This is a genomic window from Shouchella phoenicis, assembly GCF_047238345.1.
GTDB lineage: Bacteria > Bacillota > Bacilli > Bacillales > Bacillaceae_D > Shouchella.
The window spans coordinates 51168-75755 of record NZ_JBDFMQ010000002.1; the positions used below are offsets into that span (position 1 = coordinate 51168).

Consider the following 24588-nt stretch of genomic DNA (forward strand, 5'->3'; position numbering starts at 1 on the left):
CAAGCCACGTAAATTGAAACAATGAACGAAAGCAAGCCTCGATGTATGAAAACCAATATGCATGCCGAGCCAGCAGCATGGCAAGTCAATAAGGAGGGAAGCAAATGGACGTGTTTATCGCCATTCTTTTTTATGTGGGCCTTGTGATTATAGGATGGAAAGTTTTGAAAATCTTTATTCGTTATTTGAAGAAAAGACGAATCATAAACCGAATGAGTCGATCTGGCATTCGTGACATTGATCAAATGGACGGCTTTCAATTCGAAGTTTATTTAGAAGCACTCTTTAAGAAGTTAGGCTATCGCCCCCTGGTCACATCGGCGAGTCACGATTATGGCGCTGATCTCATCTTAAAAGGACGAAATAAGATTGTCATTCAAGCAAAGCGATACGGCATGAAAAATCGAGTGGGGATTTCAGCCGTTCAAGAAATCTATGCCGCTCGTGCTTACTATAAAGCACATGAAGCATGGGTCGTTACCAATAGCATTTATTCGCCAAGCGCTCGGGCGTTAGCCAAAGCGTGTGGCGTCAAGCTTCTGGATCGTGCCGCCTTGCAAGCGTTCATCGTAAAAGTGAATCCTGATCTCACAGCCAGTCAGGTTTATCATCACGTCGAACCAGAAGAACGTATTTGTCCTGCATGTGGATCCGATTTAGTCGTACGTAGCAATCGAGAAGGGAGTCGGAAATTTTTTGGTTGCACTAGCTTTCCACAGTGCCGTCATACCGAACCTTTTCATGTTCCATAATTGAATAAAGAAGAAGGCAAATGACCTTCTTCTTTATTTAACAAACAAATTTTAAATACAGAGGGGTGCTATAGTCAGGTGTTGAACGATACACAAAAATTATGAAAGGATATTATTTAGTTGTAACGCTTTTGTTTACTTCTATATTACCTTTGATTGCACGGGAGTAAGGGCAAACTTGGTGAGCCTTATTTACCAGAGTTTCAGCTTCTTGCTGAGAAATTCCTTCAATCTCAATCATAAGGTTAGCACTTAGACCGAATCCGTCTGACTGTTTATCAATACTAATCTCCGCAGTAACTTCAGAGACAATCTTTTTCTTTGATTGGCTGGCAACCAATTGTAATGCACTATCAAAGCATGCAGCATAACCAGCTGAAAACAGTTGCTCAGGATTTGTTGTTCCTTCTTTACCGTTACCTCCTAATCCTTTTGGAATGGATAATGTTAATTCCAAAGTTCCATCAGATGAGTTAACCTTTCCCTGTCGGCCTCCTGATGCAGTAGAAGAAGCAGTGTATAAAGCCATAGTAACACTCCTAATATAAATTTTACACAATTAAATTGTGCGCAATTTAATAATACATAATATACGTTATTTATGTCAAATGTTTTGAAAGATGTATTTGAATTGCTATAATACGATTAGGAGTGAGAAATTTGAAAAATGAGATGTTAAGATTGGATAATCAAATTTGTTTTCCCTTATACGCCGTTAACAAAGAGTTAACTAGACGCTATCGTCCTCTTTTAGAGAAGCTCAATGTAACGTACCCCCAATACTTAGTTTTGCTTGTATTGTGGGAACATGATGAGATGTCTATTAAAGCGTTAGGTGAACATTTACAATTAGACTCAGGTACATTGACACCAATGCTAAAAAGAATGGAAGAAAATCAATTAATTGATCGTATTCGGTCAAAGAAAGACGAGCGAGTTGTGAAAGTTATGTTAACTAAACAAGGGAAGAATGCTGAGAAACAAGCATTAAGTATTCCAATGGAATTTTTAGAGCAAACCAATTTAAATGAATCAGAGCTAATACAATTAAGAAATTTGCTAGATAAAATGATAAAAGGACACTAACGTAGAATGTTAATTAAAAATCAAAGCTAAAAAAGCATTTATAGCTTTTTTAGCGTCACCTCTTTTTTGTCATAATCTATATGACAGCTGAAGAAAAATGGTTTGTTTGATTCTCCATCAAAAATCACTAAGGGCTACATATACGTAACCCTTAGTGATTTTTCATAAAAGCGTCAATTGCGTCTTTTAGTGAATGCTTGCCATGTCGAAACTTCGTCACAATCATGTCCAGTAAGTGAAAGAGCGTGACATCGACCGTTTCTTCATTGTGTGTATGGATATACTTAAGAACTTCCTTTAATTGCTGCTTGCGACCCGCATCGAGTTCAGTCATGACCGTTTTTTGAACATACTGTTGCAACACCGGTGTGTCCGTAACCGCAACTTTTAGAAGCAAGCCGGCGCTGGATGTTGTCGTTTTGCCAAGTGCATGCGCAAAGTTTTCTAACTCATTAAAAACGGGCTTTGATAGCCTCATGGTCATTTTATGTTTTCGTTCTGGGACGCGAATAATTTTACTTCCTTCTAGAGTCTGATTCCCTACATAGAGGGTGCCGTTTTGCCAATAATCGCGTACAAACTGACCCGCAAATTGTTCCATCACAAGTTGGCTTTCTAAACTATGCTGTACTATTGTTTCGCCAACCGTTTTTATGGGTTTCATCGTGATGTACGAGACTCGATCAAAGGTCTCATATAAGGTAGAGGGAATGGTCGGTCTACAATCACGTTTTTTATCACTACGCTCTTTTCTCACATGCGCTTCCACTTAGTATCCTCCTTCTTCCATTGAGAGCATTAGGAATCATTCCATGGTTCCTAGTCTTGTAGAGTCTATGAGCAAAGGGGACAAGGTATGTATAAAACCCGTGGATCTTGCTCAAACTACTAGCAAAAGCGAGTTTAGGAGAGTGGCTAAGAATGGGTATTAAGATGACGGATCAACAAGCGAAGCAATATGCGAAGGACATCATTGCTTTAGCGAAAAAACACAATCTCTACATGCCACCAAAGAAAAAGCAAAAGAAAGCGTAATCTAGCCCTCAAATGGCTGGTGAACAAAATGGCAAAAAACGAGTTGATTTATAGCACGGACAGGCTTAAGGGCGATCTTTGGATGGCTTTTTTTATCATGCTCTTGCTCAACATTTTCACCAGTATATTGGAGCTGTCTCGTCCGTTGCATCACATGAACCATTTGCATCTATAGAGATTCCAGCAATGACATGGGCAATCTTTGAAGTTGATGGTGACTGGACACATGTAGAAGAGCTTTGGCAACGCATTTATACCGAATGGTTTTCCACCGTTCCTTATGAACTAATTAGGCCTGAAATGCTAGCAAGTCAAAATGACAAAAGTGAAATTTGGATTGGTATTAGAGAGAAATAAAAACATCCAAACCCTGTCCTCCCCTCTAGTAATTTGAACGATTTTTGCTAGGTTACCTTTAGGAATCATTCCACGCTTCCTAGCTTTATGAAACGTACAAAAAGAGTGGGGGGGTTCTCCGTGTCCCAAGACAAATTAATACGAGAGGGCTTTCTCATGTGGAAAGCTCTTTTTATGGTACGATGAAGGATAATACGAAGGGGTGATGTTGATGGAGTATAAAACCATTCTTTTGCCAGTCGCTTTAACGAAAAACCAAACCCTTCACATTCAAGACGTTCTGAATCAGCTTGCGGATGAAGGCTGGGAATTGGTTTCTCTACAAGCGCAGCAGCGTGCTGGGGGCATTGATGGTAACTTGACGGTGTTGAAGCGCAATAAATTGGCGTAATACCTAAGAGCTTCTTGGCCCTAAATCGGGTCACTGAAAAGGTGAAGACTGCGTAAAGGCATGCAGTGTAGCTAATGGACCTGGACCTCTAAAAAAGATGGTGGTTGAAAGTGAACGATCAATCGGTAGATGGTGAAAACCATAGTCGGAAGGACATTCATCAACGTGGTGGCTTTCTATGGAGAATAGACTACGGGAACCGGTAAGTATTGGAAACCATTCATTTGGGGTCTTGGTTCATTGACTTAATATTGCTAAAGTTCGCTACCAGACTAAGTAAGGTTGATTCAGAAAAGAGTGTGAATAGCTATCTTATAAACAAAGCTGAAAAAACAAAAAAAAACAATTGTTTCACTTGAAAGTGAAGATATGCAAAGTAAGGTTTTCAGCAGTTTTAACCTGGAGACTCAAGTCCAAGTCCTACAACGAACCATTCAGCGGTATGAGCAAGCTACCAAACGAAACAGAGCAAAGAGCGGAAAATTGATTGAATTGCGACATTCGTTCATTTCAACAGGTGCGAACGGCATTTGAAATGATCAATGGCCAACGAAACCTATGTATGTGTAAGAAGCTTGAGCAAACACGGCTATCAAGACGAGCGCTAACCTATTTTGTTTTTGTTGGTGCGTTTCATGTCCTTCTTGAACCAAGCCTCCCTACCTTATTAAAAAACAAAGGCTATCCAGTAGAACGCATCTTGTAAATCGTATAAGCGACCAGCCAAAAGGCTGGTCGGTTTGTTGTGAGAAGGAATGATATCTTCACTTCCAGGATGATGAAAAGCGACTGTTTGCTCTGGGGTATTTCCTCTTCCTCGTTTTCTTACTTTATGTGCATGTGCTTAGGTGTCATCGTTAGACTGAGCTAGTTTCTTGCTTTCCTCAGCCCAACACGAAACAGAAGTGAATACAATCTCTTACAATTCCCAATAGATGGAATGAGCGTAAAAAATACGGTCTTAAAGCAGCACGTCGTGCGCCTCGGTTCTCAAAACGTTAATAGAAGTATTGATATATCAATGTTTACAGAGATTTTTGGTTCAAGTTGGTGCAAGTCAACTTGAACATTATAAAGCACTTAACAGATTTAAAGCATCGGTATCTTGCTGGTGCTTTTTTTGGCATTAATTCTAGATAATAATTTTGTGTAGTTTGGATATTTATATGTCCCAATCGCTTTGATACATAAGCAATATCTACGTCTTGAGGAAATAAAAATGGTGCGTGCGCATCTCTCAAACCACGAAACGTTTTTTTAAATGTCTAGTTTCTCGAGTAGTTCATTCAATTGTTCAGATTGTTTAAATCCTCCAAAACTAAAAATATAACCATTTTCTTTAACAGGAGTCCTACGAATAAGCTCATACACTTCTTTGTTATTAGAAACATCACGTTTTGCATTTTGTGTCTTCAATGAAGTATCGTTAGAGGCAGGACTGATGGAATGTCTAACTTCTATTCCGTATTCATAAAGATTCTCTGGTCGTATTGCTAATAGTTCTCCACGTCGCATGCCTGTTTCTGGTCAAGTATTAGTTTTCATTTGTCAATCTACCTAATATTGAAAGAGCATAAAAATATGAGGTGAGAGCTAACTTAGTATACCAACTAGTTAGCTCTTTCCGATAGTAAAACAAACGTCTTTAAACGGTTCACTTTGGATTATAAGAAGCGTTTTACGCAGAGAATTTATGGTACATCCCCATTAGGGAATGTGCTTCGCGTAATTCCAGTATCAGAATGGCAGCAACCATTCAAGCAGGATGGGATGAGGGTATTCGTTATTTTGAGACAGCTCCTTTTTATGGTGCTGGATTATCATAAATGCGTCTTGGTAAAGTGCAATCTCATTATGAACGAGACGAGTATATATAAAGTACAAAAGTTGGCCGAGCTTTTAAAGAAGAAGAGGAAGAGAAAAAGGACTATTTGAATTTGGCAGGAAAAACAAAATCATTGATGATTATACAGAAGATGGCACATTACGTTCGATGGAACAGAGTTTGGAAAGATTAAAAACTGACCGTCTTGATATCGTCTATCTGAATTCCAAGGGGATAATTAGATTTCAAAATTTGATGAAGCGAGAAACGAGGATTTTTGCGAGCTTTCTCAATTGAGTTAGCACTAGAGCTAGAGGAAGCGAAGCCTTATTTAAGTTTATCAATAACCCAATATACGTTAATGCAACATGAACATGCGTTAGAACGAATGTTACCAAATGCACAACAAAAAGGTATAGGCATTGTTGTTGGAGGACCATTTAATTCTGGTGTCTTGCTCGGCGGTAACCATTTTGATTACGCTAAAGCCAGTTCTGAAATTAAAGAAAAAGTTCAAGATACAGTTCAAGATACAGTTCAAGATACAGCTCCATTGCCTCGTAAATCACAATAATTAATCTTATGTGCAGTGTATGAATGATCGGCTGTGTGTAAGATTATTTTTTGTTCTTTAAAATGTGTATTCTACTTTTATTGAATCCGACACCAGCATTACAAATTGTAGTAGAGAAAACAGTGTTCTTTTGACATAAATGATTATTAACAATTAAAGCGTGAATGATAATCATAATTAAGAATTAATCAAACATTATATAGTACGTTTTCTCTATGACCTACTCTCATAAAGTAAAAAAGCCAAGAGTGATGAGTTCTTGGCTCGAAAAGGAATGACTAATGATTAGTTATACTTTCAATATATGCATCCATTGCGAGATTGCTACTAACAATCACCTAAATTACCATTTCATTAAAACCATTTATAACTAGTTGATCGCAAGACCTCCACTTGCATATCCAGCAATCGTATTAATTAATGTTAATCCAGTAGCTGTAGCAGAGAATACCAATAATAAACGGTCACCTGCACTAACTGGAATATTTAAGCCGGTCGCTAAACCACTAGAAATCGTTCCTATACTTAGAACTCCTGTCAAATCTGGTGATAAAGTTACGCTTGCACCAGGAATCGCTGTAAGCACATTTGTAGGCGCTGGACCCGGAGAACGAAAAATTTGTCCAGTAATCGAAACACTAGAGCCAACTAATGTGAGCGCAGCAGTTGTACTGAAGAAGCCGGATAAGGATGTAATAACGCCATCTCTAGGTACGACAAAAGCAAAATTAAGAAGTGTTCCAGCCGCTCCTGTAAGATCTATTGTACCCCCACCAAGTAAACTCACTCCTACAAGTGATGTGCCGAAACCCACTAAGCTCGTCGTACCAACTAATCCACCAGCTATTGTCGTCAATGCCGTTGGTAATCCAGATGCAAAAGGAATGATTGCTCCTGCTCCTGGTAGCCCCGTAACGCCTGTTACGCCCGGTAACCCGGTAGCTCCCGTAACGCCTGTTACGCCTGGTAACCCGGTAGCCCCCGTAACGCCTGTTACGCCTGGTAACCCGGTAGCCCCCGTAACGCCTGTCACGCCCGGTAACCCGGTAGCCCCCGTAACGCCTGTTACGCCTGGTAACCCGGTAGCCCCCGTAACGCCTGTTACGCCCGGTAACCCGATAGCTCCCGTAACGCCTGTTACGCCCGGTAACCCGGTAGCCCCCGTAACGCCTGTTACGCCCGGTAACCCGGTAGCCCCCGTAACGCCTGTTACGCCCGGTAACCCGGTAGCTCCGGTAGCTCCGGTAGCTCCCGTAACGCCTGTTACGCCTGGTAACCCGGTAGCTCCCGTAACGCCTGTTACGCCCGTTGGCCCTGGTATCGGAATAATTATACCGGTTATACCTGTAATGCCCGTTATACCTTCACCAGGTGGTCCCGTTGGCCCTGTTGGTCCTGGCGGCCCGGTGATACCAACAATTGGAGGGCAATTTGGGACACCCCCATTATTAGGGGTACGATTAAACCTTTGAATATTATTAAAACATTCATCCCCTTGACTATACATTTATAAATTACCTCCTCAACAAATTTTTAACGGCAATATTAGGTTATGAAATTTCTATTAAATGTGTGGACTACTTAGCCTATTAGTAATATATTTTCTTATCATTTTAATTATTTCAACACTAGAGAACATCCTTTACGTTCAACCGTCATTGTGATTGAAAAATTGATAAATCCTCAGTTCAGAATATATAATAATTGTGCTTTCAAGCGTTTCAGTGTATTTTGCAGTATTAACAACAATTGTTAGCAGTAATTCTTTTTTACTTATTCTAGTTAGGGTTTCTTTTTTGCATAATAGATAAAAATAGAGCTACCAGACTGACCTATAAAGAGCTTTTATAAATAACTGTTTGTATATTAATTAAAGGGTATTCAAAATAACCATGACTACGTAAAATCGCTGATATTGTCATAATTAGTGCTTGAAAAAAAGAAACCCTCCAACAATTCTTAAATAAAGAGAAGTCTCATCCATTAGTTCAAGTGGTGAGTCCATAAATTGTAGTAAACATGAACCAAAGAAATATATAAACATACTTATGATAGTTCCAGAAATTAAATTTAGACTTATTGCTGTAACAGCAATGGTTCGAGCCGATTTATAACGATTTGCACCTAGATGCTGGCTGATTAAAATAGCTTCTCCTGTTGCAACAAAACTGAACATTACAATAGAAAAAGAGACCAATATGTAGGAACCGCATCAATGTGGGGGATTAGTGTGACGTTTGCATGGTTTTTTGGACTCTACCTTGGTTTAGGCTTGATTGGGGTATGGATTGGTTTTATCGCTGACGAATGGTTAAGAGGAATTATCATGCTAAGAAGGTGGCGCTCTAAAATTTGGATGACTAAATCATTTATTAAGGAAGATTAAGAAGCAAATTAGGATAAAATAGTAATCTCATAAAAAGTTTTTATAGCAAAAGTTTTTAGATTAAAGAGGTTAAACTTGAACGCTCATTGAAACGTTTTATGCATGATAGAGGAGGGAACACATACGTCAAAGGAGTGTCACTTATGAAACAATCTAGAGCAAAGAAAAAGCCAAATTCATCTTGGAAGATCTTTCTTTTAAGTGCATTGGGAGCAGCTGTTGGTGTGACAATCTCGGCGCTCCTTCGTTAAAGGGTACCTGAAGGTACTCTTTTTTACTGCTATTTGTAGGTATTGTTGTATATGTTTAAAAGGAATGAAAGGTTTATAATTGAACGTTAAGTTTACTGCTTTGATCGCCAGCGGATGCGTTTGTTAATCCGTGTGTCTCTTCAACGGTTATTATAAACTGTACAGGGTTCATATGACTTGTCTTTGATATGATCGTCATACGAGCTTATATTTACAATTATATCTCTATCAAGGAGGGTAACATGAAACGGAAGGCTAAATTGGTACTGTATCTTTCAGTAATTTTACTTGTCATTTTTACGGTGAATCTTTCAAACCTAAAAGGGCATACAGCGTCTTTAGAAACAGATGCAACTATTGATGACTTCGAAGGCTATTCATCAACTGAGGAATTAAAACAAGCATATTACTTTTGGTCATCTAGTGAAAATGGAATGGAGTGGTCATTGAGCCAAGAACATTTTAATGATGGTACTCAATCTATGATGATTGTTGCAGCTGAACCCTTTGATTCTTCCTGGACTTCTTTAACCCATCGTTTTTCGATGAGTGATTGGTCAGACTCAAGTGGTATTTCGTTTTGGATACATAACGATGCAGATGAATCGTTATCATTTAATTTTGATGTGAAATCAGAGTCCAAAGCATTTGGGCAAGAAGGAACCTTTACAGTAGCTGTTAAAGAAGAAGGCAATTCTCTATGGGAAGAACATGCATTTGAAAGCATGTTGACGGTTCCAGAGCATTTTTCCGGACTTATACGTATTGCTTGGAATCAATTCACAGAGGAATATTGGCAATGTTCACATAATTGTGAAACCGATCTTAATCTTGCCTTAGTAAACGGAATTGAATTTGGTTATAATCCACAAGCACATAAGGATAATGACATTTATTTAGATTCTATCAGTCTATGGGGCACCGGTGATCAATCTTTAGCTCCTGAATGGGCAGCACCTTCTAACACTTTTCAACTGCATTATTCTCCAGCACCTATTGATAATCCGTTAAAAGGATTTTTACCCTTTAGTGAATCGGTATCTTGGCGAACAGAGCCGAATGAAATCCCGTATAGTATGGAATTTTTCTATATCGGCCTGAATGATATCATGCAGCACTTTGATGAATTTGATTGGAGCAAGTTGGAAACGAAGCTTAATGACGTAGCATCAAGAGGCAACCAGGCAATTTTCAGGGTATACCTCGACTACCCACATCGGCCATCTGGAATTCCACCATTTTTATTAGATCTAGGGCTGGAAACAAAAGATTACCATTATGAGAGCAACGGAGGACCAAATGGAACAAGTGTAGCCCCTAATTACGATGATGAGAATTTACAGCTTGCCTTAACGCAATTTATTGAAGCTCTTGGCAATCGCTACGATGGTGACCCAAGAATTGGGTTCATTCAAGCTGGATTAATTGGATTCTGGGGTGAATGGCATACTCATCCACAGGATGGCTGGACTCCTGCTAATAGTTGGGACGGTGAGTTAGTGGAGCAAAAAGACGGTCGTGCCACCGACTGGATGCCCAGTTTAGGTAATCAAGAAGCAATAGTCCAAGGCTTTGATCAATCGTTTGACCAAACAAAAATATTGGTGCGCTACCCTACAGAATTCAATCAAAATGTAAACGTAGGCTATCATGATGATTCGTTTGCATTTCAGACATTACCTCCTTGCTTGGGTGGCGAAGTCTGGCACTTTGTCGGCCGACTTCAAGAAAATCAAGAGATGGATAAGTGGAAAACTGAACCTATTGGAGGCGAAATACGTCCAGAAATTCAGCTTAAGATGTGGGATAACGATCCACCTCAATATATTGACGAACCCATTGGAGGAGCACAGGGAGAAGATTATTACAAAAGCCTTGAATTAACGCATGCATCATGGCTCAAAATCCAAGAAGTTTTTCAAACACCACTCTCAGGCGAAGCTATGAAACGAGCCCAGGAAGGTTCACGCGATCTAGGTTACGAATATTATGTCTCAACTGCCTATGTGAAAGAAACAGATGGGTTTTTAAAAGCAGCAATCAACATACAAAATACAGGAATAGCTCCCTTTTACTATGATTGGGACATTGAAATTGCAGCAAAAGGTACGAACGGTACAGTTCAATCGTGGTCAACCGATTGGGATATAACATCTATCTTACCAAAAGACAAAGACACAAGAGAACATAATGACGTTTTAATGGAGTGGTCGAGTACGTCGACACTAAGTGAAGGGGGCTACGATATTTTAGTGAGAGTCGTTAACCCTTTATTGGAGAGTACTTCCCAAGCTAAATCCTTTCATTTTGCTAACATAGAGCAAGAAGAAAATGGTTGGCTGAAAATTGGAGAGGTTGAGATTAGCAATTCCCGTTAGAAGATTTTCGCAATGAGTGTGTAAAAACAGGATGAAACGCTAAAAGAAGGTGAGGTACCTGAATCAAATGAGCGTACACCTTTAAGACATCTGGGACTCGTTTTGAGGATTCGTCCCAGATGATGCCCTGTTATTGGTGGTGGAGAATCGATGCAATGGCCGTCAGTTTTTTTCGATTAGAAGGTTCCATCTCTAAGTAGATGGCTATCAGTTTAAATAATTCATCTTGATCTTTAGCATTTAGCGTATTGTGTGCTGTATCGCTTTGTTTAAGCTGATCAAAAAAATCGAGCGACTGCGTATCTAATTTAGATTCATCCTTAGAATGGAGTTCGTTTGAGAACAATTGATGGATGCGTTTTGTGTTCAGTTGTCGTTTTGGTTTCATAAGAATCACGTCCTTTGTTCATTCTTAAGCTTAACGTAAACGATGTCTAAAACCAATTAATAAGAATGAGTCGCATATTGATGAAAAAATGTCTTACATAATAATTACGAATAAAATGGTGCCTGGACAATATTGAAACTTACTTAACCATCGTCCGTAAACAAATAGAGAAGAGCCCATACTAATTGCAAGTTTAACATTTATGCTTATTCTCAGGGCGAGTTTACTGCGCTAACCTCAATGAAACTAGTTTAGTTTTGAAGGGTAAGGGGATGAACAATTGTATTGAATAAAAGAGAGGTGTTTAAATGAAGATTCTATTCTTTGCGGTCGCCGCCTTTTTCTTAGTCTACGGCACAACCGAATGGATTTCAGGCTCAGAATCGTTAATGAAATATCTTTACTTAGTGATTGGAATAGCGTTTGTTATTGTTGGAATAACACATGAATCTAAGAAAAAAGAGGGTTAACAAAAGATACTGTCTTTAAGCATGTGAGTTTATGGTTCTCTTAAACCTAACCCTGTAGCCTAACCAAAAATGAATCACGAGAAGGCTCATTAAGGACCTATGAGGTGTTTTGGTCCATCTCAAGTATATGTAAGGATAAGAGATCTATCAGACTCAAAATTAGCTTTAATCGTAATAGTTTCTTTAATTGGTTGGATATTATTTATGTGCGTTTCTACAGAATAAGGGATTCTCAAATTAAACCCTATAAAGTAGGAACAGAAACACTATACTCTAAGGTTTTTTCACTTTTAGTATAGCCTAGATTTAGTCTATTCCAACTGTACTTCAAGATTTTCAGAACAGTGATGAAGGAAGTGGGGTTCGCTTTTATAGAGTCATTTAAAATTATATGGTATACTTTGATAAAATTATACGGAGATACAAATGAACCCATTAATTATTCTAAAAGATAATTTACAGGAACTAACCCCTGTTCAAAGAAAAGTAGCAGATTATATAATAAAAAACCCTTCAGATGTTGCCTTTATGACGGTGCATCAATTAGCTCAAGTAGTTGAAACGAGTACGACTACAATAATGAGATTAACAAACAGGTTGGAATATTCAGGCTATACGGAATTTCAAGAGGGATTGCAACAGCTTGTTAGAGAACAAACCGCACCTCATCATCGATTAGAGGTTAATTTAGAGCAAGTGGATAAAGATGATTTATGGAGTAACACGATTACCAGCTACCTTCAACGAATCCAGACGATGTCATCTCATATATCTAGCGATCAAGTGGGGGAAGTGGTACGGCAAATTGTTAATTCACGACATATATATTGTACAAGTGTACTAAGTGGTCTGCCTGTAGCTCAATATTTAAGGCAAGGGTTAAATCGCACATTAGGGAATTGTCAGCTGTTGACGGCCGATGCAACCAGTGAATGGGTCGATAATGTCATTAATATGCAGTCAGACGACTTGATAATAGTCGTAAGCTTTCCTCGGTATGCGCGAAGAATTATTCATTTGCTTGAGGCTGCTAAGAAGAGAGGGACAAAGGTCGTAGCTATTACAGACAAATATTCATCCCCGGTTGTTGAATATGCTGATGTGGTACTCCCATGTCAATCTACTAGTTTGGCCTTTCATAACTCTCCAATTGAAGCAATGATTGTTGCAGATTATTTAATCTCTGCAACCGCAATTCAGCAATCTGAGTCAACAAAACGTCGTTTAGATAACATTAATCATATATTGACAAAGACACGATATCATCAACAGCCTATGGATGAATAGGTGCTTAGGTATCGGAAAAAAACTCCTGTGGGTAATTTTACCTACAGGAGTTTTTTATAATTCTTGATGAAAAGGTTTACATTCTCTCGAGAGGTTGCTATAGTAATTTATGTTACTCAAAACTAAAAAAAATGTAATAAATATTACTAAAGGTGATGATTATGAGCATTCATAAAGACGATCTCATTCAAAAAATGCAAAAGATCGGTTCCTCCGTATTTGCTGATGTTATGGAGAATAAAAATGTGATGGACTATAAATTAAAGCCTGTCAATGATGCTGGACCGCTAGTAGGGCTAGCAAGAACAGTATCTGTACCTCCAGGGGATAATTTATTTTTACACTATGCAATGTATGAAGTGAGTGTAGGAGACATCATTGTAGTTGATGGCAAAGATTTTAAGGGATCAGCTTACCTCGGGGAGCTTATGGCTGGCGCTGCTCAGAAACTTGGTATCAAAGGAATTATTATAGATGGACTCGTTCGTGATCGAAGTGAGCTACGTCAATTAGATCTTTCTATTTACGCAAAAGGGTTTACGCCAATTGGGCCAAAAAAAGAAGGACCTGGGACTTTTGATCAGACCATCACTTGTGCAGGAGCTGTTGTATCCCCGGGAGATTTTATTGTTGGAGATGAAGACGGTGTTGTAGTTGTTCCTTATAAGGATGCCACTAATTTAATTGCTAAGGCAGAAAATAAGATTGCCTATGAATCGAGTCGTTTAGAAAAAATAGAAGCGTTTCAATTAAATGATAAACATGTTACTAAAGACGCCATTAAGCCAGGTTGGTTAGATGACGCAATGAAACCTTTTAAAGGTAATACAAGCCACTAAAGGAGTGACAAGATGAATATAGGTTTTTTAGGATTTGGCGAGGTAGGCTATGAGATGTCTAAAGGATTCTTAACATATGGACAGGCTCATCAAATATTTGCATATGATCCCCAGCACCAAAAAGAGTCCACGATACTTCAGGCAAATGAAGTAGAGGTACAGCTTTTAGATGATCCTATTAAGGTGGTAAAAGAACCATTAGATATTTTATTTGCAGCTGTTCCGGCACTTTATTCTTATGATGCATGGAGCGCAATTAAAGATTATTTGAACGAAGATACTATTTATGTTGATTTATCAACTGCTAGTGCAAGTATGAAACAAAAGATAAATGACGAGCTCTCTCTTCAAAATTCAATAATTGATGCTGCAATGATGGGTCCATTAAAGGGGAATCAACATAAGGTTCCAATGATGATTAGTGGAAGTGATGCTAGACGGTTTCAGAGATGGGGCCAAGATTTTGACATGAATGTTAAATACGTTAGTGAGAATCCTGGGGATGCTACCAATATCAAGTTTATTCGCAGTATCTTTACTAAAGGTCTTTCCACACTTATGCATGAGGTTCTGGAAATTGCTAATCGACTTGATTTAGGCGATCTCATACTAGATTCTATAACTCAGACAATGGAAAAGGACTCCTTTGAGGATATTGTTAATCGATTAATAACTAGTAATGTGCTCCATTCTAAACGTCGTGTTCAAGAGATGGAAAATGTGATGGATTTCTTAACCGAGTACCACGTTGAGCCTTATATGAGCAAAGCTACTCGCGATAAGCTCGCAGCTATAACGAATGAACATTTAAAAGACTTATTTGCAGATAACCCACCGCAGAGTTGGAAGGAAGTTATGCAAAAAAGTAATCAATCAAATTAGTCATAGGGAGGGATTGTCATGGGTATTCTTGCCCTAGTTATCTTTGTAAGCGTATTAGTTTTCTGGAGTTTAAAACTTAAGAGAAATTTAGGCGAAGCCGCACTAATTGGTTTCTTAACCATTGTTCCACTTGGAGGAACAGATGCATTCGCGTTATTTCTAAGAGGTATTACGTTTGCATCAACCTTCTCAGTCCTGTATGCCGCTATTGCCTTTGTGTTTATGGCGTACGTGATCGATAAATTTGGTATCGTTGGAAAACTGTTAGCCATCTTAAATTCTTTAGTTGGAAGACTTCCTGGTGCGCCAGCCATTATGGATGTACTTGGCTCCTCGGCATTAGGAACCTTATCAGGCGGTGATTCTGGAAACACGGCGGCAACGGGCTCTATTACAGGTCCTTGGATGCTTCGTAATAAGTGGAACAATGAAATTGCAGCATCCGTGATGGTAGGGAACGGCGGATTGGCTTCCGTACTCCCACCAACAACCTCAATGTTTATAGTATTAGGCTTTGCACCAGTAGCGGCGGCTATTACAACAGGAGAATTTTATATTGCTTTATTAGCTGCAGGTGCCTATCAAATGCTTCACAGACTATTTTTGATTGGGTATTTTGTCAAGAAGCAGAATATTAAAGCGTTCCCACCAGAAATGCTCGACCCATTTAGCGTCTCCTTTAAGAATGGGTGGACCTCTATTCTTATTTATCTAGGGGCCATTATCCCATTAGGACTCACTATTGGACCATTAGCGAATTATTTAACTAATTTACCTAGTATCGGTGAAGATGCGATTAAAAGTATAGATATTGTTATATGGATTCCAACACTTATGATTGCTATTTCATTTTTAATTGCAAAAAAATCAACTCCGAATTCAATAAATGAGTTATTTTCTTTTGTTAAAAAATCAATTCCGCGGTTTGTAATCATTGGAGCATTAATCTTTTTTGCGGTTGCTTCAAGTGAGATTCTAACAGAGTTAGGTTTATCTGATAACATAGCACAGATTATGGGCGCTGCTAATACACCTGCTTGGTTAACGGTAATCATTCTAGGAGTTGGAATTACAGCCATTGCTGGACCATTAACAACAACAGGTACATTGACTGCAGTAGGATTAGTATCTTACGAGATTTTAGTATCATCAGGGTTCTCACCAATGATTGCAGCTGTAGTTGTCATGACTTTTGCATCTACATCAGCACAAATGCCTCCAGCATCTGGATCAATATATATTGCTTCAGGAATTGTTGGAGCAAGACCAGAAAAAACATTTTCCATTTTAATTTTTTATTATGCAATTCCTGTAATTTTCATTGGATGGCTCATTGCAATGGGTATACTACCAATCGTGGGAGGATGACGATTATGCAAAACACATTAGAGAAACTGTTTACCATATCATTAATTTTGTCTATAGTATGTGCTCTTACAATGATTCTACTTCAATTAGTTGGTTTAATTATTGGCAATGGAGACCTTGTTATCGCTAGTAGCGAATGGTTGAAAGCACCAACCATTATTCTTTCAGCTGTTTTCTCTGGGATTGCTTTTGTATTAGGTTACTTTCCAGATTATAAAGAAGAAGAGAATTCTTAATATAAATAAAGTGCTTAGAGAATATACTATTCGTTTGTTACAGAAATATTTTTTATAATAATTGTCAGACATATGAAAAAACAGATATAGCCTATTATAAAATAACTACCCTGACAGCTAACGTCAGGGTAGTTATCATACTTGATGAAATTTTATTAATTCCGTCAGAACTTTAATAAATCTTTTCTTAAGACTTATTGCCTCAATAACTTTAATAGATTTATTGCACGGTAAAAGTAAATAAGGCACATCTGTATGGATTATATCTTTTTCAAGTAGTAAAACTACTTGATTGAAGCTCGTTCTTGTAAATAATGTCCTAAAACCAATGTTGGCAAATAGCAGCCAATACATTTCTATCCTCAGTAATAACCAAAGAAATAATTCCTTCTTTATCTTCTATAGTTGGAAGAAGATTTTTTATAAAAAAGTCACGTGCTGAAAAATTCTCTGGCCGGTTAAACTTATTTTCGGTTAGCATTAGACTTTCAATTCGATCTACTCTAAAACTACGGTTATCATTCCTAAGATGACAAAATCTAATCATATACCACTTATTAGAGCCTACTACACTTTTTCAAAGCAAGATTTAGAAATTATCAATAAGCGAAGGAGAGGAGAAAACCGTTTAGGGTTTGCCGTTCAATTAGCCTTTCTTCGGTATCCCAGTTGGCCATACACCCATAGGACTTGAATACATACGAGGAATGGAATTAGAAACGGTGCAAATTAATTTTATGCACCGCAATCGTCTATTACAGCTATCTCACCCCTTACATGCGGTTGAGAAACCTCCACGAGTTTAACGTCACTAAGCCCTCAATGCCTGAAATGTGTTCCCCCCTTCAAACACGCATTCCACTTACACTCTCGACTTGACAATAAGTAAGCGTTACCGCAAACTTTTAATTGATAGTCATATAGTTGGGAAAATTAGAAGATAGGAAGTGAAATTACATGACCGAAGAGGAACGAATTCTTAGTGGTGTACTATTTTCTCCTGGAGACTCGGAACTAAAAGCAATTAAACTTCGATCACATAAGCTTAGCCGTAGGTACAGTCAGTTACCCGAAGAAGAACAGGAAGAGCGCCAAAAATTGTTGCGGGAGCTAGTGGGAAGTATAGGTGAAAATAGTAATATTCAAGGACCCGTGTTTTTTCATTATGGTGTTCATACCAAAATTGGTCATGGGTTTTTTGGAAATTATAATTTGACCATACAGGATGATGCGCTAGTGACTATAGGAAACTATGTAAACTTTGGTCCTAATGTAACTATTGTGACTCCAATTCATCCATTAGTCGCTTCAGAGAGACGACAAATGCTACATGCCAATGGGAAGCCAGCAACTTTATGTTACGCAAGACCGGTTTCAATTGGAGATGATGTCTGGTTTGGTGCTAATGTGACCGTATGTGGAGGAGTGACAATTGGAGATGGCTGCGTTATTGGCGCAGGCAGTGTTGTGACCCGAGATATTCCGGCTAACTCGCTTGCTGCTGGTGTGCCCTGCAAAGTGATTCGACCTATAACGGAAGCTGATAGTATGAAGTATAAGCCAGAATTATTAGAGGGGTGCCAAGTACTGGATTAATGGTCTTTTAACCTTTCACTATCTAGATTACGATAACCATATAATTATTTGTGACTCAATACTGCACACAGCAAAAGAGGCTGTTTTTTACATAAGCGTCGAGCGGTAAAGCTTCATCTATCTGGTTGTGACCAAAAAAGAGAAGGATAAAATTACCATAGAAAAGTTCAAAAAGACAAGGATATCATAGGTTACTTCTTATGAACAACAAGCATTACTAGAAGCGATGAGACACGAGATTTATATTATTCACTAACTCTAAAAGAACTTAGGTATTTTATGGAATTCATGGTTCCGATAAGTCTAGCCATATTATTAATTGGTAGTGTTACCATTGTGACATGGATCCTATCAAAAAAAGATTTGAACCTACTAGTAAAGTTTATACCAGTCCTATTCTTAGAATTTGCTGCAATTGCGTTTATTGTTTATGACTTAGTTATAAATGTTGATGGCGGCCAAGCATATTTAATCCTATGGGATTAGTATAATTTTACTAGCAATCATCCCTTTGCAAATCATTTTACGGTCACATAGTAAGCAAATGAAAGATCAGGGTAAGCACATAAATTAATCTATTAGCGATTATTCATTGGTCTAACTTTCTAAGAAAGAGAACGGGTACACAAAGTAAGGAAACGGAACAAAACAGTTAGTTACCATTTAGGAAAATGAAAGAAAGCACATGAGTTCATTCATGTGCTTTCTTAATCTAGATAATTATATGTAGGAATCAAAAATGAAGGATTGGTTTTTTCTCTCTTAATCGTTTCTATCTGAAAGAGGGGTTTCTTTAATGTCCATTTAACTATCTAATTTGACTCATCCACACTATCATTCTCATGCGCTGTGTTTAACATGTTTACTGAAAGGGGAAGTGATGTCCCGTAATTAAAACTTGTTATGAGCAATTTGCATTAATAGATATACGAAATATAAAAACCCGATTTAAGCTAACGGAAACTTCTTGTGTGCGTTTGTTGCACGATCATGCATTTTTTGAACAGGCACTACTTTAGGATGAACCACTTTATTTCCGATTGCCAAAACATACTCGCACGTACTCCACTTTTCTAATTTTTCCTTATATCCCATATCCCATTTTGCTAATAAATCTTTTTCATTCTGATTACGGTAGGGATAACGAACGGGAATTCGGTCCATCCCAAAGCGCCAAGGCTTTGGAGTGAGCCTTGCACGAAAACTGTTCTGTACCTTACATAAGACACGATAGCTGGGATCACAACCTAGTAGTTCAAGGATTTGCTCTGCTTCCCTCCCGCTTGGTTCAAACGTCTGATGTGTGATCATATAACGAAGTCCGCCGTATGTGCGATAGACGGTAGCACCACGTTTGTCGTCCTCGTGTACCCATCGCTTCAGCTGATTGATTGCTTGTGTCTCTTGAGAGTCTTCACTTAAAGCTTTCTTTTTTCGAGAAAATAAGCCTTTTATCCCTTTAAATAAGCTTAAATGGGTCTTTTGTTCAAAATCAATATCTACGAACATGACATTCTGTGTGTTCAAAATAAACGACCCATATAAATTACGTGTAATAACGTAACTGAACTCATCGTGATTAGAAATAATTTCTTCGCGCACGGGATAATGGCCATATGAGTATTTTTCCTGGAGCGGTTCCCCTTGCTCGATCTTTACTTTCAGTTCCTTCGCTGCTTGATCAGACTTAGTCTGAGCTGCTTCCTCACTTTCATCAGACCAACGCCAAACAGAGGTAATTACTCGTTTTCCAACCGGATCAAATGCATCTACTTCAGATTCTGCCCAAAATTTAGGAATGTCCATATTTTTAAGTGCCTCCCTGAAAAACTATTAAGACAATGTAAGAATATAATTCTTATTATAAGTGATACCGTAATGGGATAACATCTTTAAGTACAGAATGTAAAAATGTCGTTAATCCATTAGTGAATTATGGTAATACCTAATACTGGGGATATGTCGCTCTTAAAGAGTATAAATATACGTTCACATAACCTGGAAACTAATCTTTGGTGTGTCGTACTAAAGAAATAAACAGAAGGAGCAAAATAAAGTAATGTGCAGTATGGTCAGATCGAAAAGTAAATAAAAATGAAATTTGTATCTTTTTGCTCAATAATTTAAAATTAGAATTAACTAAGTAAATAAATTATTAGGGCTACTAAAAACAACATAAGCACAACAATATAATTTACTCCTTCACTATTTCTATTGAATTTCTAAATAAACTTTACGGATTGGGTGAAAGCATGCTTTTAGCTTCCTATGAAAAACGTTTAAACAAAAATAATAAAGAAGGAACTGTTACAAAAGAATATATTGAAATTAATGGGGTTCGACAAGGAATCATTATTGAATCGTTGAATAAAGAAAAACCATTGTTATTATTTTTGCATGGTGGTCCTGGGTTTCCCATCTATCCTTTCAACAAAGCTCATGGTATTCATTTTGAAAACTTATTCAACGTTTGTTATTGGGACCAGAGAGGAACAGGGATGTCATATAATAAAAAGGAAACTGACAGCCCATTAAATCTAAATCAACTGATTGAAGATACTATTGAAGTAGTAAATTATTTACGAAAAAAGTACTCACGAGAAAAAATTTTTTTGATGGGTCACTCATGGGGATCTTATCTTGGTAGCATTGTTGCAAGTAAGAATCCTGAACTATTCTATGCTTATATTGGTGTCGGTCAAATAGGATTGCAAAAAGATTCTGAAGAAGAGACTTATAATTATATTCTGGAAACTGCAATTGCTCAAAATGACAAACGTGCGATTTCACAAATAACAAAAGTGAAGTTTGATGTAAATTACTATAAGAACCAATCATATTCTGCAATTAGAAAAAAATTTACAGACAAATATGGTGGTGGTTTCAAGCGCGATGGATACTCTTTCATTGAGACTCTAAAGCATATTCTCATGTGTCCAAACTATACTTTCAAAGAAAAAATGAACATACTAAATGGTAGTTATTACAGCTATCAATCTTTAGCTCGAGACATGGCTACAACTGATATAGTGAAATTAGTACCAAAAATTAAAATTCCAGTATTTATAATACAGGGGTTACATGATTATCAAACTACATACACTCAAGCAAAACGTTTTTACGACTCAGTAGAAGCTCCTTACAAAAAAATATTCATCTTTGAAGACTCAGCTCACACACCATTTTACGAGGAACGAGAGCGTTTTCGTGAAATTATGGAAGGTGAAGTATTGGGGTTAATCTCTCCTTGACGAACTTTCGCTAAAAAGTGCTTGTATTATGTACAACTTCCTGTGCTTTTTTTAGCATATTGCAAATTAATTGTCGCTTACTTTCAAGGGTACTAACCGAATAAGACAAAAAAACGGGAGTGAGTGGGGGGAAGATGTCCAATTTAATTAGGGAAGAAAAAATCTCGTTACATTACAATGTTAACTAAAGTAATTTCTATGCCAATCATTCCTGTACTTTTTTTAGAAATTATTCCACTTGAACCCACCCTCATTTTTAAAAACCACAGAGAATGGGGGGGTTAGAAAATTTTGCTTACAAGGAGATTGATACAGTACAACATGCTTATGGTAAAAATTAAGTCTTATGACATGTGCATTACATTATTCACACAGTTAACGGTCTTTCTTTTTTCGTAGGATTGATCGTCTTTTTACGGTTGTTTTATACACTATGTGAGGGCAAAAATGAACAATAGAAAAGCTATGAGTGTGATATCCAAAAATAGTGCTCCTTTGCTAAATTCTTGCTGACTATTAAGGTTGTACTACTTATTGTTAAAAGTATTTAATAAGAGTTATTTGGATTCACTCACTCAGATAATTTATTTGTCTTTGTGCTATTTTAAGTTGATAAAATAGATGTTTGAATTTAGCCTTAATACTGATTCATTTGAGAACATTTTTTTAGTTTAGTTAATTGTACTTTTTGTAGCTTAAGGAAAACCATTCAAAGCACAATTGATTATATGAATGGTGAAGATTAAATCAAATTTAAAATTCTATAAGATTCATAGTAAGGCCCCTTAATTTAAGTGAAATCCTTTATTATTAAAGAAAAAAGAGCCATTTTCACAACGGCTCCAAGATAAGGGAATGACAATACTTGTGCAACTATAATAACTAACTCTTTCGATATATTCAGACCATTTCTTTATTCGTTTGATTTAACGAGTTAGAACGATGAACGTCATGTTTACCAGCGAGAAGGTATGAATTATTATTGTCTCGATGAACGTCGTGTTTACCAGCAAATTTATGAACATCGTGTTTGCCAAAAGTCTCTACCTCACCATTTGATTTGAAATCTGCACCAACAATTGTAGCTGAAGAAAGGATTATTAACGTAGCTAAACTTAAAGTTACTTTTTTCATGATTGATCAACTCCTAAATTAGTTTGTTGTTTGGTCATGTCATTTGATAAGCGAGAGTATTTTAGTGCATTTTCCATGTCCCCTTTATTTTCAAAAAATAAAGATACTTCCTCACAAATTTCTGCGCAATCAAAATATTGATTATTTGCTTTTAAGAGATCTAGACCCAATTCAACTAGTTTAAAATTATTCTCTATATATAGCCCTCTACTTACATGACATTTTGCTGTGATCTCAACGAGATTATGAGATTGAGCAGCGCTTTCAATATCGTCTAATCCTGATATGTAGACCCCGGTTCTTAACTGAGCATTAAGCAAATTGTATTTAGTTTTAATGCTGGTTACCGATTGTCCAAGTTCAGGAATTAATAAAGCTTTCTCAAAAAAAGGTATTGCTTCTTCATATCTTTTCTGTGTCATCCGATTAAGTCCCATGTTGCTTAAAAGAAGAGCATTATAGAATGGAAAGGGCTTCGCTAAACTTATTAAATCGTTGTATATTAATTCCGCTGACTCATAGCGTCCCACTTCTGTATGAATTGCTGCTAAAATCATTTTACAACGAACAACGTTCGCAATATAGAGATCGTTTTTCTCAAAGAATTCCAAAGCTTGTTCTAAATAAGAGTAAGAAAATGTATATTGATCAATGCGATAGTAACTATATCCAAGCTCCTGATAGAAATCTGCTCGTTCAGCAGAATCATTAACTTTTTCTATCAATCTTTCCGCAATCTTGTACGTACGTATTGCTGACTTGTATCTCTCATTTAAAAACTCATGTTGTCCAGATACAAAATAATACATATAGTTTAGATAATCATCACGTTCAATCTCCACCGAACTGACGACTGGCGCCTCTAGTGTTCCCCCTTCGGTATAATTTACAATTAAATCGTGTTTGAAACTAATTAGCTGATAATATGCCAACATCTTGTCGTGGGGTTCCATTTTCTGAACTATTTCATCTGTCTGTTGTTTTAATATTTTGGCTTGCTTAATATCTTTAGCTATTAAGCAACTATGCCATTCAACAATCTTTTTTCCAACTTCTTCAGCTTTTAATACAGTATCCAAAAAAACGCCTCTCTTCATTCCCAAATTTCTGTTAATTATATTATATATGTTTCAATAGTATTATGAAAGTGATAGTACATATTTCCCAACTTCTTAAATTAAAACGAGATCTTACTGATTACATGTGTGTTTAAAAAACGACAAATACATCTTGAACTAGGGACTTAGGCAAGCGCTGCTCTGTTTTTCGTTGGACTTCTGTGCTGTTACTTCCCCAATTATGAGTATCTTTCTAGCGAAAAGGGTTTTGAAAAACGTTCGTTTAACACGGTAACAAATAATTTCACTTACCGAATTGAAAAAGATTAAATAAAATAGCCCCACCCCCATTCTTTTTAAACCTAGGAGAATGGGGGTGGGGCAAAACAGTTCACTTACAGACCTAAATATTCTTGCATGAGAATGAAGGAGAGGGGTACAGAACGACTAGATGCGTTAGGAAAAAAATGAAAGCTTATGAGTTGTGCTTTACACTATTCACACGGGTAATGGTCTTTCTTTTTTTTTTCGTAGAACGGTTCGTCTTTTTACAGTTGCTTTATATATTATATAGGGTGTAAAAATCGTCATAAACAATAAAAAAGCTATGATCGTGATATCCAAAAATAGTGCTCCTTTGCTAAAATCTTGCTGATTGAGATTGCTTTATGTATTTTGGATAATAACTAAAAGGGGAATGTGCGTTTGTGTTTTAATTATATTATGGTAGTGAGGAAGGTACTAGATTGTTATGATCGAAGTCATGAAGATGCCTATTTCTTAGTAATGTCATGCTACCTAGACGTTATAATCGTGATGACCTACTTTGTAGAAATAAGATATCTGTGCACTTTCAACATGAAGAATTAAAAGCAAAATGCTAACATTTAATATGAGATTTATACTTCACAAATCTTGATGATAAATCTTTAGAATTCCAAATAGAGGATTTTTACGGATTCTAAAAGAACTATTAAACGCACTTTATCAAAAAGAAAACGGTGATCAAGTAATCATACACAATTGATAGATAAATCAAGGTAC

25 protein-coding genes and 3 pseudogenes are annotated in these 24588 nt (G+C 37.2%); 19 read left to right on the forward strand and 9 right to left on the reverse strand.

Translation table 11 applies throughout. The annotated features are described in order from the left end of the window. The first annotated feature begins 104 nt into the window (after nucleotides 1–104). Nucleotides 105–752, forward strand: a complete 648-nt coding sequence (locus ABC361_RS20910; RefSeq protein ID WP_413075877.1) for a restriction endonuclease — start codon at nucleotides 105–107, stop codon at nucleotides 750–752. Between the two features lie 112 nt (nucleotides 753–864). On the opposite strand, the gene ABC361_RS20915 is transcribed toward ABC361_RS20910, so the two are convergent. Then, complete coding sequence (locus ABC361_RS20915; protein ID WP_413075878.1) at nucleotides 865–1281, reverse strand: organic hydroperoxide resistance protein; 417 nt, start codon at nucleotides 1279–1281, stop codon at nucleotides 865–867. A gap of 143 nt (nucleotides 1282–1424) precedes the next feature. Between ABC361_RS20915 and ABC361_RS20920 the strand changes: the two genes are divergently transcribed. Beyond that, nucleotides 1425–1838 carry a MarR family winged helix-turn-helix transcriptional regulator gene (locus tag ABC361_RS20920; protein WP_413075988.1) on the forward strand — a complete coding sequence of 138 codons (414 nt, stop codon included), beginning with the start codon at nucleotides 1425–1427 and terminating at the stop codon, nucleotides 1836–1838. Nucleotides 1839–1989: 151 nt separating this feature from the next. Here the strand turns inward: ABC361_RS20920 and ABC361_RS20925 are convergent, their stop codons facing one another. After that, nucleotides 1990–2607 (reverse strand): hypothetical protein, encoded by a 618-nt coding sequence (locus ABC361_RS20925; protein ID WP_413075879.1) that lies wholly within the window; start codon nucleotides 2605–2607, stop codon nucleotides 1990–1992. A gap of 344 nt (nucleotides 2608–2951) precedes the next feature. On the opposite strand from ABC361_RS20925, the gene ABC361_RS20930 reads away from it, so the two are divergent. From ABC361_RS20930 to ABC361_RS20950, 5 genes are all read left to right on the forward strand, one after another. After that, nucleotides 2952–3230 (forward strand): GyrI-like domain-containing protein, encoded by a 279-nt coding sequence (locus tag ABC361_RS20930; protein ID WP_413075880.1) that lies wholly within the window; start codon nucleotides 2952–2954, stop codon nucleotides 3228–3230. A gap of 211 nt (nucleotides 3231–3441) precedes the next feature. After that, the gene (locus tag ABC361_RS20935; RefSeq protein WP_413075881.1) at nucleotides 3442–3621 is read left to right on the forward strand and encodes a DUF4177 domain-containing protein; all 180 of its coding nucleotides are present in this window, start codon (nucleotides 3442–3444) and stop codon (nucleotides 3619–3621) included. Nucleotides 3622–4108: 487 nt separating this feature from the next. Further along, nucleotides 4109–4327 (forward strand): TraB/GumN family protein, encoded by a 219-nt coding sequence (locus ABC361_RS20940; protein WP_413075882.1) that lies wholly within the window; start codon nucleotides 4109–4111, stop codon nucleotides 4325–4327. A gap of 218 nt (nucleotides 4328–4545) precedes the next feature. Beyond that, the gene (locus tag ABC361_RS20945) at nucleotides 4546–4623 is read left to right on the forward strand and encodes a 30S ribosomal protein S9 (protein WP_413075989.1); all 78 of its coding nucleotides are present in this window, start codon (nucleotides 4546–4548) and stop codon (nucleotides 4621–4623) included. Between the two features lie 1100 nt (nucleotides 4624–5723). Continuing rightward, a complete protein-coding gene (locus ABC361_RS20950; protein WP_413075883.1) occupies nucleotides 5724–6020 on the forward strand; it encodes an aldo-keto reductase family protein in 297 nt (98 codons plus the stop codon). Between the two features lie 370 nt (nucleotides 6021–6390). On the opposite strand, the gene ABC361_RS20955 is transcribed toward ABC361_RS20950, so the two are convergent. Together ABC361_RS20955 and ABC361_RS20960 are read right to left on the reverse strand one after the other, a co-directional pair. Further along, the gene (locus ABC361_RS20955) at nucleotides 6391–7527 is read right to left on the reverse strand and encodes an exosporium glycoprotein BclB-related protein (protein ID WP_413075884.1); all 1137 of its coding nucleotides are present in this window, start codon (nucleotides 7525–7527) and stop codon (nucleotides 6391–6393) included. A 417-nt stretch (nucleotides 7528–7944) separates the two neighbouring features. Next, complete coding sequence (locus ABC361_RS20960; RefSeq protein ID WP_459565485.1) at nucleotides 7945–8196, reverse strand: MATE family efflux transporter; 252 nt, start codon at nucleotides 8194–8196, stop codon at nucleotides 7945–7947. Nucleotides 8197–8217: 21 nt separating this feature from the next. Between ABC361_RS20960 and ABC361_RS20965 the strand changes: the two are divergent. Continuing rightward, nucleotides 8218–8406: pseudogene (locus tag ABC361_RS20965) on the forward strand (MATE family efflux transporter); the annotation flags it as partial. A 493-nt stretch (nucleotides 8407–8899) separates the two neighbouring features. After that, entirely contained in the window at nucleotides 8900–11035 is a 2136-nt protein-coding gene (locus tag ABC361_RS20970; RefSeq protein WP_413075886.1) for a DUF4832 domain-containing protein, read from the forward strand. A 130-nt stretch (nucleotides 11036–11165) separates the two neighbouring features. Here ABC361_RS20970 and ABC361_RS20975 read toward each other — a convergent pair whose 3' ends face one another. After that, complete coding sequence (locus ABC361_RS20975; protein WP_413075887.1) at nucleotides 11166–11423, reverse strand: hypothetical protein; 258 nt, start codon at nucleotides 11421–11423, stop codon at nucleotides 11166–11168. Nucleotides 11424–11731: 308 nt separating this feature from the next. Between ABC361_RS20975 and ABC361_RS20980 the strand changes: the two genes are divergently transcribed. The 6 genes from ABC361_RS20980 to ABC361_RS21005 all read left to right on the forward strand — a co-directional run bounded on the left by ABC361_RS20980 (nucleotide 11732) and on the right by ABC361_RS21005 (nucleotide 16505). Beyond that, nucleotides 11732–11893, forward strand: a complete 162-nt coding sequence (locus ABC361_RS20980) for a hypothetical protein (protein ID WP_413075888.1) — start codon at nucleotides 11732–11734, stop codon at nucleotides 11891–11893. Nucleotides 11894–12319: 426 nt separating this feature from the next. After that, on the forward strand, nucleotides 12320–13180 hold the full coding sequence (locus ABC361_RS20985) for a MurR/RpiR family transcriptional regulator (RefSeq protein ID WP_413075889.1): 861 nt from the start codon (nucleotides 12320–12322) through the stop codon (nucleotides 13178–13180). 161 nt (nucleotides 13181–13341) lie between these two features. Next, nucleotides 13342–14019, forward strand: coding sequence for an RraA family protein (locus tag ABC361_RS20990; protein ID WP_413075890.1), 678 nt, complete (start codon nucleotides 13342–13344; stop codon nucleotides 14017–14019). A gap of 12 nt (nucleotides 14020–14031) precedes the next feature. Then, a complete protein-coding gene (locus ABC361_RS20995; RefSeq protein ID WP_413075891.1) occupies nucleotides 14032–14901 on the forward strand; it encodes a DUF1932 domain-containing protein in 870 nt (289 codons plus the stop codon). A gap of 18 nt (nucleotides 14902–14919) precedes the next feature. Beyond that, nucleotides 14920–16269 carry a TRAP transporter large permease subunit gene (locus tag ABC361_RS21000; RefSeq protein WP_413075892.1) on the forward strand — a complete coding sequence of 450 codons (1350 nt, stop codon included), beginning with the start codon at nucleotides 14920–14922 and terminating at the stop codon, nucleotides 16267–16269. A gap of 5 nt (nucleotides 16270–16274) precedes the next feature. Further along, nucleotides 16275–16505, forward strand: coding sequence for a hypothetical protein (locus ABC361_RS21005; protein WP_413075893.1), 231 nt, complete (start codon nucleotides 16275–16277; stop codon nucleotides 16503–16505). Between the two features lie 135 nt (nucleotides 16506–16640). On the opposite strand, the pseudogene ABC361_RS21010 reads toward ABC361_RS21005, so the two are convergent. After that, nucleotides 16641–17067, reverse strand: a pseudogene (locus ABC361_RS21010) (helix-turn-helix transcriptional regulator); the annotation flags it as partial. On the opposite strand from ABC361_RS21010, the pseudogene ABC361_RS21015 reads away from it, so the two are divergent. From ABC361_RS21015 to ABC361_RS21025, 3 genes and pseudogenes are all read left to right on the forward strand, one after another. Beyond that, nucleotides 17059–17172 (forward strand): annotated as a pseudogene (locus ABC361_RS21015) (DUF4158 domain-containing protein); the annotation flags it as partial. The pseudogenes ABC361_RS21010 and ABC361_RS21015 sit on opposite strands and share 9 nt — an antisense overlap. A gap of 290 nt (nucleotides 17173–17462) precedes the next feature. Then, nucleotides 17463–18101, forward strand: a complete 639-nt coding sequence (locus ABC361_RS21020; protein WP_413075894.1) for a sugar O-acetyltransferase — start codon at nucleotides 17463–17465, stop codon at nucleotides 18099–18101. A gap of 279 nt (nucleotides 18102–18380) precedes the next feature. Beyond that, complete coding sequence (locus tag ABC361_RS21025) at nucleotides 18381–18587, forward strand: hypothetical protein (protein WP_413075895.1); 207 nt, start codon at nucleotides 18381–18383, stop codon at nucleotides 18585–18587. 462 nt (nucleotides 18588–19049) lie between these two features. Here the strand turns inward: ABC361_RS21025 and ABC361_RS21030 are convergent, their stop codons facing one another. Continuing rightward, the gene (locus ABC361_RS21030) at nucleotides 19050–19907 is read right to left on the reverse strand and encodes a hypothetical protein (RefSeq protein WP_413075896.1); all 858 of its coding nucleotides are present in this window, start codon (nucleotides 19905–19907) and stop codon (nucleotides 19050–19052) included. 446 nt (nucleotides 19908–20353) lie between these two features. On the opposite strand from ABC361_RS21030, the gene ABC361_RS21035 reads away from it, so the two are divergent. Next, entirely contained in the window at nucleotides 20354–21352 is a 999-nt protein-coding gene (locus tag ABC361_RS21035) for an alpha/beta fold hydrolase (protein ID WP_413075897.1), read from the forward strand. Nucleotides 21353–22252: 900 nt separating this feature from the next. Here the strand turns inward: ABC361_RS21035 and ABC361_RS21040 are convergent. Then, complete coding sequence (locus ABC361_RS21040; RefSeq protein WP_413075898.1) at nucleotides 22253–22486, reverse strand: hypothetical protein; 234 nt, start codon at nucleotides 22484–22486, stop codon at nucleotides 22253–22255. Continuing rightward, a complete protein-coding gene (locus ABC361_RS21045) occupies nucleotides 22483–23565 on the reverse strand; it encodes a response regulator aspartate phosphatase (protein ID WP_413075899.1) in 1083 nt (360 codons plus the stop codon). Before ABC361_RS21045 ends, ABC361_RS21040 begins: the two co-directional genes overlap by 4 nt. Between the last annotated feature and the right edge of the window lie 1023 nt (nucleotides 23566–24588).

Excerpts from the sequence above, each read along its gene's own strand:
- ABC361_RS21020 (WP_413075894.1), top strand. The coding sequence starts at position 17,463 with ATGACCGAAGAGGAACGAATTCTTAGTGGTGTACTATTTTCTCCTGGA.
- ABC361_RS21025 (WP_413075895.1), top strand. The coding sequence starts at position 18,381 with ATGGAATTCATGGTTCCGATAAGTCTAGCCATATTATTAATTGGTAGT.
- ABC361_RS21005 (WP_413075893.1), top strand. The coding sequence starts at position 16,275 with ATGCAAAACACATTAGAGAAACTGTTTACCATATCATTAATTTTGTCT.
- ABC361_RS20935 (WP_413075881.1), top strand. The coding sequence starts at position 3,442 with ATGGAGTATAAAACCATTCTTTTGCCAGTCGCTTTAACGAAAAACCAA.
- ABC361_RS20915 (WP_413075878.1), bottom strand. The coding sequence starts at position 1,281 with ATGGCTTTATACACTGCTTCTTCTACTGCATCAGGAGGCCGACAGGGA.
- ABC361_RS20995 (WP_413075891.1), top strand. The coding sequence starts at position 14,032 with ATGAATATAGGTTTTTTAGGATTTGGCGAGGTAGGCTATGAGATGTCT.
- ABC361_RS20910 (WP_413075877.1), top strand. The coding sequence starts at position 105 with ATGGACGTGTTTATCGCCATTCTTTTTTATGTGGGCCTTGTGATTATA.
- ABC361_RS20960 (WP_459565485.1), bottom strand. The coding sequence starts at position 8,196 with ATGTTCAGTTTTGTTGCAACAGGAGAAGCTATTTTAATCAGCCAGCAT.
- ABC361_RS20985 (WP_413075889.1), top strand. The coding sequence starts at position 12,320 with ATGAACCCATTAATTATTCTAAAAGATAATTTACAGGAACTAACCCCT.
- ABC361_RS20990 (WP_413075890.1), top strand. The coding sequence starts at position 13,342 with ATGAGCATTCATAAAGACGATCTCATTCAAAAAATGCAAAAGATCGGT.
- ABC361_RS20955 (WP_413075884.1), bottom strand. The coding sequence starts at position 7,527 with ATGTATAGTCAAGGGGATGAATGTTTTAATAATATTCAAAGGTTTAAT.
- ABC361_RS20975 (WP_413075887.1), bottom strand. The coding sequence starts at position 11,423 with ATGAAACCAAAACGACAACTGAACACAAAACGCATCCATCAATTGTTC.
- ABC361_RS20920 (WP_413075988.1), top strand. The coding sequence starts at position 1,425 with ATGTTAAGATTGGATAATCAAATTTGTTTTCCCTTATACGCCGTTAAC.
- ABC361_RS21000 (WP_413075892.1), top strand. The coding sequence starts at position 14,920 with ATGGGTATTCTTGCCCTAGTTATCTTTGTAAGCGTATTAGTTTTCTGG.
- ABC361_RS21030 (WP_413075896.1), bottom strand. The coding sequence starts at position 19,907 with ATGGACATTCCTAAATTTTGGGCAGAATCTGAAGTAGATGCATTTGAT.
- ABC361_RS21035 (WP_413075897.1), top strand. The coding sequence starts at position 20,354 with ATGCTTTTAGCTTCCTATGAAAAACGTTTAAACAAAAATAATAAAGAA.
- ABC361_RS21040 (WP_413075898.1), bottom strand. The coding sequence starts at position 22,486 with ATGAAAAAAGTAACTTTAAGTTTAGCTACGTTAATAATCCTTTCTTCA.
- ABC361_RS20970 (WP_413075886.1), top strand. The coding sequence starts at position 8,900 with ATGAAACGGAAGGCTAAATTGGTACTGTATCTTTCAGTAATTTTACTT.
- ABC361_RS20980 (WP_413075888.1), top strand. The coding sequence starts at position 11,732 with ATGAAGATTCTATTCTTTGCGGTCGCCGCCTTTTTCTTAGTCTACGGC.